The sequence below is a fragment of the Frigoribacterium sp. Leaf186 genome, from assembly GCF_001423905.1.
Lineage (GTDB): Bacteria > Actinomycetota > Actinomycetes > Actinomycetales > Microbacteriaceae > Frigoribacterium.
Map to the genome: position 1 here is coordinate 64,677 of NZ_LMPQ01000010.1, position 12,624 is coordinate 77,300.

Annotated in this window: 8 protein-coding genes and 2 tRNA genes; 3 read left to right on the forward strand and 7 right to left on the reverse strand. The window is 70.6% G+C overall.

Features of this window, described 5'->3' with window-relative positions; translation table 11 throughout:
* Positions 1 to 119: 119 nt before the first annotated feature.
* Positions 120 to 5,471 carry an S-layer family protein gene (locus ASG05_RS07075; protein WP_162240639.1) on the reverse strand — a complete coding sequence of 1,784 codons (5,352 nt, stop codon included), beginning with the start codon at positions 5,469 to 5,471 and terminating at the stop codon, positions 120 to 122.
* A gap of 547 nt (positions 5,472 to 6,018) precedes the next feature.
* Between ASG05_RS07075 and ASG05_RS07080 the strand changes: the two genes are divergently transcribed.
* Positions 6,019 to 6,843, forward strand: coding sequence for a MarR family winged helix-turn-helix transcriptional regulator (locus ASG05_RS07080; RefSeq protein ID WP_056259353.1), 825 nt, complete (start codon positions 6,019 to 6,021; stop codon positions 6,841 to 6,843).
* Between the two features lie 312 nt (positions 6,844 to 7,155).
* A tRNA-OTHER gene (locus ASG05_RS16275) sits at positions 7,156 to 7,223 on the forward strand.
* A 21-nt stretch (positions 7,224 to 7,244) separates the two neighbouring features.
* Here ASG05_RS16275 and ASG05_RS07085 read toward each other — a convergent pair.
* From ASG05_RS07085 to ASG05_RS07100, 4 genes are all read right to left on the reverse strand, one after another.
* A tRNA-Arg gene (locus ASG05_RS07085) sits at positions 7,245 to 7,316 on the reverse strand.
* A gap of 172 nt (positions 7,317 to 7,488) precedes the next feature.
* Positions 7,489 to 7,983, reverse strand: a complete 495-nt coding sequence (locus ASG05_RS07090; protein WP_056259355.1) for an HNH endonuclease — start codon at positions 7,981 to 7,983, stop codon at positions 7,489 to 7,491.
* Positions 7,984 to 8,313: 330 nt separating this feature from the next.
* On the reverse strand, positions 8,314 to 9,216 hold the full coding sequence (locus ASG05_RS07095) for a C40 family peptidase (protein ID WP_056259357.1): 903 nt from the start codon (positions 9,214 to 9,216) through the stop codon (positions 8,314 to 8,316).
* A gap of 300 nt (positions 9,217 to 9,516) precedes the next feature.
* Entirely contained in the window at positions 9,517 to 10,209 is a 693-nt protein-coding gene (locus tag ASG05_RS07100; RefSeq protein WP_056259359.1) for a metal-dependent transcriptional regulator, read from the reverse strand.
* A gap of 88 nt (positions 10,210 to 10,297) precedes the next feature.
* Here ASG05_RS07100 and serC point away from each other — a divergent pair, with 88 nt between their 5' ends.
* On the forward strand, positions 10,298 to 11,410 hold the full coding sequence (gene serC, locus ASG05_RS07105; RefSeq protein WP_056259362.1) for a phosphoserine transaminase: 1,113 nt from the start codon (positions 10,298 to 10,300) through the stop codon (positions 11,408 to 11,410).
* A gap of 93 nt (positions 11,411 to 11,503) precedes the next feature.
* On the opposite strand, the gene ASG05_RS07110 is transcribed toward serC, so the two are convergent.
* On the reverse strand, positions 11,504 to 12,166 hold the full coding sequence (locus ASG05_RS07110) for a DUF3027 domain-containing protein (RefSeq protein ID WP_056259363.1): 663 nt from the start codon (positions 12,164 to 12,166) through the stop codon (positions 11,504 to 11,506).
* Positions 12,159 to 12,536 carry a cold-shock protein gene (locus tag ASG05_RS07115; RefSeq protein ID WP_043593516.1) on the reverse strand — a complete coding sequence of 126 codons (378 nt, stop codon included), beginning with the start codon at positions 12,534 to 12,536 and terminating at the stop codon, positions 12,159 to 12,161. The genes ASG05_RS07110 and ASG05_RS07115 overlap by 8 nt, the downstream gene beginning before the upstream one ends.
* Positions 12,537 to 12,624 lie beyond the last annotated feature (88 nt).

Below are 12,624 nucleotides of genomic sequence, written 5' to 3' on the forward strand. Positions count from 1 at the left end.
ACGGTGGCCGCCGTCGGGTGATCAGCCCTCAGCGGTCACCGCGGGTCACCTGCGAGGGCGCTGCGGTGACCCGGCCGGCCCGTACTCACCCGATGTCAGTACGGACCGGCCGTTCGCGGTCAGTGCTCTTCGCGGCGCTTCCGTCGCACGAGCACCAGGGTGGTCCCGGCCAGGAGGAGGAGCAGCCCTCCGAAGCCCGCCCATCCGGCCGTCTCGGTCCCGGTGAAGGCCAGCTGCTGACCGGTCGGCGTGGTGATGATGACGCCTCCGCCCGGGGCCGGTGCGACCCCCACGGGCAGGGCGGTCACGTCGACGCTGAGTGTCGCAGTGGTCCGGTTCCCGCTGCCGTCGGCGACCGAGTAGGTGATCGTCGAAGTGCCGGTGAAGGCCGGGTCGGGGGTGAACGTGATCAGTCCCGTCGTGGTGTCGACGGTGTAGGTGCCTTCACCGGGGATGGTGACGGTGGTCACCAGGGCACCGGTCACCGGGTCGACCAGGCGCAGCGAACTGCGGTCGAGGTCACCGGTGTTGGCGGTGTCGTTGGCGAACGGGTCGATGGTGACCGATCCGCCCCGAGGGACCGTGACGGTGTCGTTCCCGGCGACCGGTGCGACGCCGGTGACCGTCGCGGTGATGGTCGATCCTGTCGTGACTCCGTCGGAGTCGGTGACCTGGTACCCGATCGGCGTCGCCGTCCCGGAGAACGTGGCGAGCGGGGTGAAGGTGACCTGACCGCCGGTGCCGACGGTCCAGGTGCCCTCGCCGGGGACGGTGACGGTCGTCACGGCGTTCCCGGTGGCCGGGTCGACCAGGCGCAGGGTGGCCGGATCGAGGTCCGCTCCGGTGCCGCTGACACGGTCGTTGGCGAGCGGGGTGACCGTGACGGGCGTGTTCTGCCCGGTGGTCGCGACGTCCGCCACGGCGACGGGTGCTGCGGTGACGGTGACGCTGACGGTCGAGATGTCGGTCTGTCCGTCGCTGTCGGTCAGCTGGTACGGCACGGTCGCCGTCCCGACGAACCCTGTCACGGGGGCGAAGGTCACCGTGCGGCCGTCGTCGCCCACGGTCCAGGTTCCCTCGCCGGGGACGACGAGGGCCGTCACCGGGTTCCTGCCACCGTCGAGGAACGTCACGGGCACGTCCGCGAAGTTCGACGCGCTCCCGAGGCCGTCGTTGCCGACGACGTCGATCTTGGCGACCTGTCCTGAGGGGACGGTGGTGGAGTCGGGCGTGGCGAACGGCGGGGTGCCGCTGGTGACCGTGATGCTGCCGGTGACCGTGTCACCGACGTTGGTCGTCGCCGTGTACTCCAGCGCGGTGGCGGGCCCGGTGAACCCGTCGACGGGGGCGAAGGTGACGACCCCGGTCGTGGTGTCCACGGTCCAGGTGCCCTCGCCGGGGACCGTGACCGTCGTGGCGGGGGTGCCGGTGGCGGGGTCGATCAGTCGCAGCGTCGAGGTGACGAACGACGTGCCGGCGGGGCCGGAGGTGTCGTTGCCCAGCGGGCTGACGACGATCGACTCCCCGAACGGTGCCGTCCCGATGTCGTCCGTGGCGGTCGGTGCCCCAGGGGCACCCACGGTGACGGTGACGTCCGCCGTGACCGACTCGCCGAACGTGGTGGTCGCGGTGTAGCTGACCGGGGTCGCCTCGCCGGTGAAGTCCGGGTCGGGGGTGAAGGTGATCTGTCCCGTCGTGGTGTCGACCGTGTAGGTGCCCTCACCGTCGATCGTGACCGTGGTCACGGGGTCGCCGGTGGCAGGGTCCGTCAGGCGCACCGAGTTGAGCACGAACGACGCGGCAGGGTCGCCCTTGTCGTCGTTGCCGGTCGGGGTGAACGTGACGGGGGTGTTGTAGGCGGTGCCGACGGTGTCGTCGAGCCCGGCCGGCAGGGGTGCTGCCGTGACCGACACGGTCAGGGTCGCGGTGTCCCGGTCGCCGTTGACGTCAGCGACGCTGTAGGTGACCGGAGTCGCGGGGCCGGTGAAGGTCGGCAGCGGCTCGAAGACGACCTCGCCGTCGGGAGTCACCGAGTAGGTGCCTTCCCCGTCGACGGTGAGGGTCGGGACGAGAGCGCCGGAGGCCGGGTCGACCAGCTGCACCGAGGCCGGGTCGAGGGCGATGCCGGAGGCGCCGGTGTCGTTCCCGAGGACGGGCACGGTCACGTCCGCGCCTTGGGGCGTCGTGATGGTGTCGTCGGCGGCGGTCGGCGGGCCCGTGATCGTCGCGGTCACCGTCGACGACGACACGCGGCCGTCGCTGTCGGTCACCTGGTACGGGGCCGTGGCGGTCCCGACGAAGCCGGCGACCGGGGTGAAGGTGATCTCACCGGTCGCGGTGTCGACGTCGAACTGACCCTGAGGGGTGGCCAGGGTGAGGACAGGGTTCCCGGACCCGTCGACGAGGCGGAGGGAGGCCTGATCGAAGGTCGCTCCGGTGGACGGGGTGTCGTTGGACAGCGGCAGGAACGTCGCCGGCTCGTCGAACGAAGCCGTGGCAGTGTCAGCCGTCGAGGACGCGGGGGTGACGGCAGTGGCCGTGACGGTGGCGGTCGAGGTGAGGTCGGCCGTGTCCGGGTCCGGCGTCACCGAGCTGGCGACGACCTGGTTGGTCAAGGAGCCTGCCGCGTCGGCGGTCGCGGTGACGGCGAGGGTCGCGCTGGCGGCGTTCGCGAGGGTCCCGACGGTCCACACCTGGGTGGCGGCGTCGTAGGTCCCCACTGACGGCACGGCGTTCGTGATCGTCAGGCCTGCGGCGGGTCGCTCCTGCACGGTGACGGCCTGAGCGTCCGAGAGCCCGGCGTTGCTGGCGGTGACGGTGTACTGCACCGGCTGCCCCTGGCGGACCGTCGTCGACGCGGCGGCCTTCACGACGGAGACGTCGGCGCTGGCCGTCACGGGGACGGTCACGGTGGCCTGGTCGTTCGCGGCGTTGCCGTCGGGGGTGGCGGACGTGGTGGAGGCGGTGTTCACGATGTCGACGCCGGCGCCGCCGGCCGGGACGGTCGCGGTGACCGTCCGGACGGAGGACACGCCGGGAGCGAGGTCACCGAGCTGGCAGATGACGACGCCGTCGACGATCGAGCAGTCGTCGCTGGCCGCGGCATCGGTGATCGTGGCGGGGAGCGGGTCGCTGGTGACCACGGCGCGGGCGATGGAGGGTCCGTTGTTCGTGGTGGTGATGGTGAACGTGATGGGGCCTCCGGCGACCGCGGGGCTCGGGGTGGCAGTCTTCGTCACCGCCAGGTCGGCGTCCTGCTCGACGGTGACGTCGGCGGAGGCCGAGTTGTTCGTCGTGTCGGGGTCCGACGTCGGCGAGACGATCGACGCGGTGTTCGTCAGCGACCCGGCGGGAGCGTCGGCGGCGATGGTCCCGGTGATCGTGACGATGCCGGTGGCGCCTGCCTCGAGCGTGACCCACTCGCACTGGACTGCACCGTCGGCGATCGCGCAGGTGGCCTCGGCGGGTGAGTCGACGTTCGTGGCCGTCACGCCGGTCGGCAGGGTGTCCTGCAGCACGGCGTTGGTGGCGTCGGAGGGCCCGTCGTTCGTGGCGGTCACGGTGTACGTGACCTCGTCCCCGGCGGTCGCAGTCGCGGGGGTGGCGGTCTTCGTGAGACTGAGGTCGGCCGAGGTCGTCGCGTTGAGACTGGTCGAGCTGGCGTTGTCGGTGGGGTCGATCTCGGGCGTCGACGACGTGATCGCGGCCGTGTTCTGGACCACCTCGGCGTCGGGGGCGAGGATCACGGAGATGGTCGCCGTCCGCGTCGCGCCGGCCGCCAGAGTCCCGGCGTCGCAGGTCACGACGACGTTGCCGACGATGTCACAGGTGCCGCCGTCGACGCCGGCCGAGACGAGGGTCACCCCAGGGTCGATCGGGTCGGTGATGGTGACGCCTCTCGCGTCGGACGGGCCGTCGTTCCGGGCGGTCAGCGTGTAGGTGACCTGCTCGCCTGCAACGGGAGTGGTCGGGGCGTAGGTCTTGACGATCGACAGGTCCGCCGCGGTGGTGACCGTGGCTGCTGCGGTGGCGGTGTTGTCGGTGCGGTCGGGGTCCGTGAGGGAACCGGCGATGGTCGCCGTGTTCGTCAGGCCCGCGCCGGGGTCGGCCGTCGCGGGGACTGTCCCGGTGATCGTGATCGGGGTGCTGGCTCCGACGGCCAGGTCGGGGACGGCGCAGCTGATGGTGGTGCCGGTGACGGTGCAGTCCGCACCTGTCGCGGTCACACCGGTCAGCCCGGCGGGCAGGGTGTCGGTGACGCGGACACCGGTGCCGGCCTGGGGTCCGTCGTTGGAGGCGGTGACCGTGTAGGAGATCGGCTGGCCGGCGACGACCGGGGTCGTGTCCAGGACCTTCGTCACGGCGAGGTCGGCGGCGGGGGCGATCGTGGTCGAGGTTGTCTGGGTGGTGGAGGCGCGGGTCTGACCGAGGATGGGGTCGGTGAAGCCGACGGTGGCGGTGTTGGCGACGGAGCCGTTCGCGGCCGAAACGTTCACGACCGTGTCGAAGGTGGCCGTGGTCGTGGCGCCGGGCTGGATCGTGCCGCCGCCGGTCGCGGAGGCCCCGTCGCCCAAGCGGACGGCGACGTTCCGAGACGCCGCTGTGTACTCCCCGCGGTCGTCGCCGCTCTGGTCGGTGAGGCGTCCCGTCCCGGCGCCCGCGGTGATCCGCATCGACCCGGGGACGTAGGTGACACCCGTGGCCAGCGCGTCGTTCACGACTGCGAGCAACGCCGGGTTGCCGCCGCTGTTCGTGGCCGACACGGTGTAGCGCAGCGTGTCACCGACACGGGTGGGGTTGTTCCCGGAGACGTTCTGCACCGTTTTGTTGGCGACGATGCACGGTCCGGTGCCGAAGCTGATCGAGTCGAGGAAGTTGCCCTGGGTGGCGTCGCCTCCAGCGGAACTGACGGCCCGGAAGGCGAAACGGGTGGTGGTCTGCCCGGCCGGCACCGTATAGGTGCCCGTGTGCGTACCCCAGGCGACATTACCGTCGCTGTAGGTGCCGATGCTGGTGAGGCTGCTGTTGTTCGGGGGGCCGACCAAGACAGCCATCGTGTCGGTCCCGTTGCGTCCGCGGTGCTGAAGTGAGTAGCTCAGCGTCTGCCCGGGCGTCGTCGCGACGTCCTGGAAAAGGGTGCTGGACGAATATGCGTTGAGCTCTGCGAACTGGCGGCCAGTGGCTGCAGGAACTCCCTGGAAACCCTGCCCCCACACTTCGAAGGCGCCCCGGGCATCAGTCGTCTGCCAGCCGGGGATGGCCGTGGGGAAGTTGACCGAGTTGTTCGCGAAGACAGGCTGCTCGAAGCCGCCGTTGACGAGGGCGAGGGTGTTCTGGCAAGCAGCAGGATCTTGCGCCGCGTTCGCGGGCAGGACGGACCCTGCGATGGGGAGGACGACCGAGGCCGACGCGATCACCGCTCCGATCCCGAGAAGGGCGAAGAATTTTTTCCGGGCAGAGGCGAAGGGCATGTGTTGTCGTCCTTGAGAAACGCGCACACCGATCAGCGCGTCCGCCCCGTGGGTGATCCGGGAGACGCGCGATCGACGCGCACTGCAGCAAGCCCGGGGTGGGCCGGTTCGGTTGGTAAGGCCTGAGCCACATCCCCTCGAACGTGTGGCCCACCCCACATGACGGGGATTTCTCATCAAGTTAAGCGAACCACGGGGATATGTCCAGAAACTCTCGCAAAAAAGCCGATGAGCGAAAATCGACGGGGTACGGAACGTCCCCGAATCTGCCGACACAGGCCCTCCGGGGGCGCAAACGGGGTACAGCCGAGTGCAGGGGGGCGGTCTTGCGAGGCCGAAGCCGATGAGCGGCGGAAGGGCACCCCCATGTGGCGCCCCCTGGCTACCGCAGCCCATCGGCGTCTAGAGTCGGGGGCAGGCCCGGACCTTGCCGACCTGGACACGCCGTCACCGACTCGATGAGACCACGTGCGGCATCGTCGGCAGCAGGCGTCGTGACTGTTCGTCCGCGATCTCCGTCATCACGATGCTGGAAGAAGCAGTCCCCGTGTCCGATCTCACCCCGCCCGTCAGCGCTCTGCTCGGGCAGTTCAGCGAGATCGTCACAGGTCTGGTCACCGAGGCCTTCGGCGGCACATGGGCGGACAACGAGGAGTTCATCGTCCTCAGCGAGCTAGCCCTCGGCAACCAGGCCACGACGAGGGAACTCACGTCGAGCGCATCGATGGCCCGACACGTCCTCCACCACCTGATCGACAGACTCCGCCGTGACGGGCTCGTGTCGACCGCCCCGAGCCAGTTCGACGGTCGCGCCGTCGCCGTGGAACTCACCCCCCGGGGCCGCCTGCAGGCGCAAGCGCTCCGAGCATCCCTGCATGAGTCCTTCCAGGATCTGCAGGGCCTGGCCAGAGCTGTCCTGAGAGGACTCGATGCACCTCCCAGACCTCAGCGCAGAGGTGGACAGCCGACCGACCCTCTGGCCGTGCTCGGCCTGACGGGCCGGGTCGGTCAAGACCTGGGAGCGTCCGTCCGCGCCCTCGACCTGCCGGACGTCACCGGTCGACGACGCATCACCCTGGTCCAGATCGCGGCCACCGAGAACATCCGGCCACGTGACGTCAGCCAGGCGCAGGCCACGTACCGCCAGAGCACGGCGTACGTCATCGACCAGCTGGTCGCGGAAGGTCTCGTGAGCCGTCACCGCGGACGAGTGTCCGACGACGCCCGAGCAGTGACCCTCGAAGTGACAGACCGTGGCCGCCAGGTGGTCGACGGCATCGAGGCCGTCATCACCCGCCACCGGGACGCACTCGTCGACCTCCTGTCCATCGTCGCCGCCTGGCCGAGGTCGCGACCCACCGGCGAGGCCTGACGGGAACCCCGACGGAAGTCGACGAGATGCAACGCATCGACGAGCTGTGTCGCGCGGCGGAACCCTGGACCGGTGTTCGCGGGACGGGCGCGGCATGCAGTGGGCCCTGTGACGAAGAAGGGCTTGAATCGACTTGTTCAGGTGCCCCTGGGGGGGATGGCGCGCCAGCGCCGTCGGGCCGCGGGCGGGGGTTCGAGTCCCGGAAGGGGCGCGACGAGCGCCGGCGAGGAGTGCCCCTGGACGGGCGCGCGCAGCGCGGGGCCTCGGGGGTTCGAGTCCCTCCAGGGGCATCGTCGCGAAGCGACGTCAGGTGCCCCTGGAGGGGACGGCGCGCCAGCGCCGTCGGGCCGAAGGCGGGGGTTCGAGTCCCTTCAGGGGCATCGTCGCGAAGCGACGTCAGGTGCCCCTGGAGGGACTCGAACCCCCAACCCTTTCCTTAGGACGGAACTGCTCTTCCATTGAGCTACAGAGGCTGACCGTCCGAGTCTACCGAACCCGCGCCTCCTGCCCTCCTGCCCGCAGGACCACCGCACCGCGTTTCGTGCACCACACCCCGTCTAGTTGCGGTGCGGTGCACGAAAGGCGGTGCGAACGGCCCGCCAGCCCGCCAGCCAGCCAGCCAGCCAGCGCGCACGGCGCGCACGCTCACGCGGCGGTGAGGTACTCGTCCCAGTCCGCCTGCGTCCGCTCCATGCCGCGCACGACCCAGCCGACCCCGTGGGGTGCCTTGGGCGTGAAGCGCAGCTCCCAGCCCATCTCGTGAGGGGTTCGGTCGCTCTTGAGGTTGTTGCACTTGAGGCAGCACGCGACGAGGTTCTCCCAGCTGTCGGCGCCCCCGCGCGACCGGGGCTGCACGTGGTCGATGGTCGTCGCCGCCCGCCCGCAGTACGCGCAGCGGTGCGCGTCGCGTCGCATGACCCCACGCCGCGACACCGGGATCTGCCGCGTGTGCGGGATGCGCACGTACCGCGTCAGCACGATGACCGACGGACGATCCCACGACATCACCGCCCCGAGCACGGGGTGCTCCGCGTCGGCGGCGACGACGGTCGCCTTCTGGCTCATGACGAGGACGAGGGCCCGCCGGTCGGACACCACGGCGAGGGGCTCGAAACCGGCGTTCAGGACGAGAGTGCGCATGCTTTCCCTTTCGAAGCACCCTGGACGGCTTCCAGGGATTCGATCTCTCGGGGCATCGCCGGCCCAGCAGGCCCGCCGACACGAAAAAAGCACCGTCACGGGGACGGTGCTCTCTCACATGGCGGGGTGTCGTATGTGCTCGTGCGACAGCGCACCCATGGTGCGGGTGGCGGTCGTACGAGGCATGTGACGCTCCTGGTCTCAGCGGAACTCCGAGGGCGCCAGGTTAACCCCGGAAGGGCCGCGCTGCCTAGAGGCAGAACAGCCCTTCACAGGTTGTTCACGCGGAGCCCGTCGCGAGACGGGTCGAGCGAAGGAGGCGCAGGTCGGCTACGCCCCGAAGCGCACGTAGTGCACGGCGCTCGTCCAGAGCGGCCGCACGCTGACGAACCCGCCGGGCTTCGGCGCGTCGAGGATCATGCCGTTGCCGGCGTAGAACCCGTCGTGCGACCCGTCATTGAAGATCACGACGTCACCGGGCTGCGCCTCGGCCGCCGAGATGGGCGTGCCCAGGGCGCCCTGGCGGGTGACCGAGTGCGGCAGCGAGATGCCGTACTGCGAGTAGACGTACATCACGAAGCCCGAGCAGTCGAAGCCGGCGGGGGTGGCGCCGCCGAAGACGTACGGGGTGCCGACGTACTGCAGGGCGGTGTTGTACACGGCGCTGAGGCTGAACGCGCCGGGCGTCGCGACGGTGCCGGTCGCCGAGGCGGAGGCCGAACCGGTCGACGACGCCGCGGCCACGTTCTCGGCCGCCGTCGGGCCGGTGTAGCTGGCGTAGCTCGCGGCCAGGGCTGCTCGCTCGGCCTCGCGCTGGCTGGCCAGGGCCGCCGCGTTGAGGTCGTCCTGCGAGGTCGCCGTGTAGCCGTCACGCGTGGCGTCGGCCAGGGCGACGTCGTCGCCCACCGCGACGCTCTGCGCGTGGCTGGTCGAGGCAGCCGTCGACGAGGCACCGACGCTCGGGCCGTTCGCCGCGCCGGGGTTCGACGCGAAGGCCGGCAGGGCCATCGTGCCGATGAGGCCGGCGGTGAGCGTCATGACGGTCACCGAGACCACGCTGCGCTTCACCGACGGGCGACCCGACCGGGCGGCGGGTGCGGCCGCAGCGGCCTGAGCGCGGCGCAGGGAGGAGCGCGTCGGCAGGTCGGCGGGGGTGCGGGTGGCGACGGTGCGGGTGGCGACGGTGCGGTTCGGGCGCGAGTCGGGGGTGGTGTCTGAGCCGGGAAGCGTCAAGAGGGTGGGTCTCCTGCGTCTCGACAGCTCTGGGGAAGCTGCCCCGTCCGTTCGTCTTGATCGCAACGACACACGGCAGGAGACGGGCGTGAGAGACGTCCTGCCACGGGTCCGACGGCCGGTTCAGTGGCCTGGGGACTCAGCGACTGTAGCCCAAGGAGCCCTGGGAAATCATCCTCGAGACGGACATTTGTAACGAATCGGTAAACGCCTGCGTGATCCGGTCGAGAACGCAGGAGGCGCGGTGCCCGCACGCAAGAAACGCGCGTGACCCCGTCCTGGGCCCGCCCGAGGGACCGGTCAGAGCCCGACGTAGATGTGCTGCGCGACCTCGGTCGGCAACTCGAGGCCCTCGTCGTGCCCGTCGACCTGGACGAAGACGTACGACCCCGCCGAGCGGACGGTCGCGACCCCACCGGGCAGGACGCCCGCGCCCTGCAGCTGCTGCAGCAGTTCGGGCTCGAACTGCACGGGCTCGGCCAGGCGTCGGATCGGCCGCGTGACGCCCTCGGGGTTCTCGGCCAGCACGGCGACGAGGTTCACGACGCCGTCGAGGAAGCGCCCCGCGGGCGAGTCGCCGAGCTCGTCGAGACCGGGGATGGGGTTGCCGTAGGGCGACTCGGTCGGGTGGTCGAGCATGTCGAGCAGTCGACGTTCGACCTGCTCGCTCATGACGTGCTCCCACCGGCAGGCCTCGTCGTGGACGTACGCCCAGTCGAGGCCGATGACGTCGGCGAGCAGACGTTCGGCGAGACGGTGCTTGCGCATGACGTGGGTCGCCTTGGTGCGGCCGTCGTGCGTCAGTTCGAGGTGACGGTCGCCCGACACGACGACGAGACCGTCGCGTTCCATGCGGGCGATGGTCTGCGACACGGTCGGACCGGAGTGGCCGAGACGCTCGGAGATGCGCGCACGCAACGGCACGATGTTCTCTTCTTCGAGGTCGAGGATCGTGCGCAGGTACATCTCTGTGGTGTCGACGAGATCGGTCAACAGGGGCCTCCCGGTGGAACGCGTGGACTACCCCGCAAGCCTACCGGCTGCACGCTGGGCCCCGCGCCGCGTCAGTAGGATCGAGCGCATGGCGGACATCCGGATTCCCACTGACCTCTTGCCCACCGACGGCCGCTTCGGCTGCGGTCCCTCGAAGGTGCGGGCCGCCCAGCTCGAGCACCTCGTGACCGCCGGCGCGTCGATCCTCGGCACCTCGCACCGCCAGGCCCCCGTGAAGGACCTCGTCGGTCGCGTCCGGGCCGAGCTGGCCGAGCTGTTCCGCCTGCCGGAGGGCTACGAGGTCGTGCTCGGCAACGGCGGTTCGACCGCGTTCTGGGACGCCGCCGCGTTCGGCCTCGTCGAGAAGCGTGCCGAGAACCTGTCGTTCGGCGAGTTCGGCTCGAAGTTCGCGAAGGCGAACGCCGCTCCGTGGCTCGAGGCCCCCCACGTGATCACGGCCGAGGGCGGGTCGCTCGCCGAGGTCGAGGTCGTCGAGGGCGTCGACGTCTACGCCTGGCCGCACAACGAGACGTCCACCGGCGTCATGGCCCCGGTCACGCGGGTCGCCGGCGACCCCGGTGCCCTGACGGTCGTCGACGCGACGAGCGCCGCGGGTGGCATCGACTTCGACGCCTCGCAGGCCGACGTCTACTACTTCGCACCGCAGAAGAACTTCGCGAGCGACGGCGGCCTGTGGTTCGCCCTCTTCTCCCCCGCCGCGATCGAGCGCGTCGAGCGCATCGCCGCCAGCGGGCGGTACGTCCCCGAGTTCCTCAGCCTGAAGAACGCCGTCGACAACTCGCGGCTCGACCAGACCCTGAACACGCCCGCCCTCACCACCCTGCTGCTGCTCGAGGACCAGACCCGCTGGATGCTCGACAACGGCGGCCTCGCCTGGGCCGACGCCCGCACGCGCGAGTCGTCGTCGGCGCTCTACGACTGGGCCACCGCCTCCGAGTACGCGACCCCGTTCGTCGTCGACCCGTCGCACCGCTCGCAGGTCGTCGCGACCATCGACTTCGCCGAGTCGATCGACGCGTCCGCCATCGCGAAGGTGCTGCGCGCCAACGGAGTCGTCGACACCGAGCCCTACCGCAAGCTCGGCCGCAACCAGCTGCGTGTCGCGACCTTCACGGCCGTCGAGCCCGACGACGTGCGCCAGCTGATCCGCTCGATCGAGTACGTCGTCGACGCCCTCTGACCGTCCGCCCGCACGACGAAGGCCCCGACACGATCGTGTCGGGGCCTTCGTCGTGGAGCCCGACCGCAGGAGGCGCGGGTCGGGTCCGAAGGACTACTTCCGTCGCCTGCTCAGCGGGTCCTCGTCCTCGCCGTCCCAGTCGTCGTCGTGCGAGTCGTCGTCGAGGTCGGCCTCCGGGTGGGCCGCCGGGACGACCGGGGCGTCCGCGACGCCGTCGTCGGCGGCTTCCTCGTCGTCGTCGCCCTCAGAAGCGTCGTCGTCGTCCGAGTCGTCGACGAGGTCGTCGATGTCGACGCCGTCGACGTCGCCACCGTGCACGATCGAACCGGGCTCGTCGTCGTCCGAGTCGTCGTCGTCCGACTCGTCGTCGTCGTCGTCGTCGGAATCGTCCGAATCGTCGTCGTCGTCGTCCGACTCGTCGTCGTCGGAGTCCTCGTCGCCGTCGCGCGCCTCCTGGGCCTTCATCTCGGCGAGGCGGTCGGCCCACGGCACCCAGTCCGGGGCGAGCAGGGCGCCGTCACCGGGCATCAGCTCGGCCTCGAGCACCGAGGGGTCTTCACCGTCGAGGTGGGCGACGCTGACCGTCCAGTGCCAGCCCGGGTAGCCGGGCAGCAGCGTGGCGAAGCGCACCGAGGTGACGCCGGCCTCGTCGTCGACGGGGTCGGCCTCGGCCCCGATCGTCTCGTCGGGCGTGATCTCGGTCAGGGCGCGACGGGCGAGCTCGGACCAGGGCGTGCGCGAGGCGGCCTCAGGCATCGAACGAGTCCGCGACGGTGCGCAGCAGCACGGCGATGCGGGCGCCGTTCTGCGGGTAGCGACCGTGACGCAGGTCGCCGCCGGCCTTGTCGAGCACCTTGACGAGGTCTTCGACGATGACGGCCATGTCGTCGGCCGAGCGACGGTTCATCTTGGCGAGGCTGGGCGCGGCCTCGAGGACGCGGACCGACAGGGCCTGCGCGCCGCGCTTGCCGTCGGCGATGCCGTACTCGAGGCGGGTGCCCGCCTTGACACCCACGGTGCCGGCGGGCAGGGCCGACGCGTGGAGGAAGACCTCTTGGCCGTCATCGCTGCTGATGAAGCCGAAGCCCTTCTCGTCGTCGTAGAACTTGACCTTGCCGGTGGGCATGACTGGACCTCTCGTGAAGACGGGTGACCCTGGGGGTGGGTCGCCCCAGCTTAGATCGCCGGGTAGGGCCGCACCGCACTATCGTTGA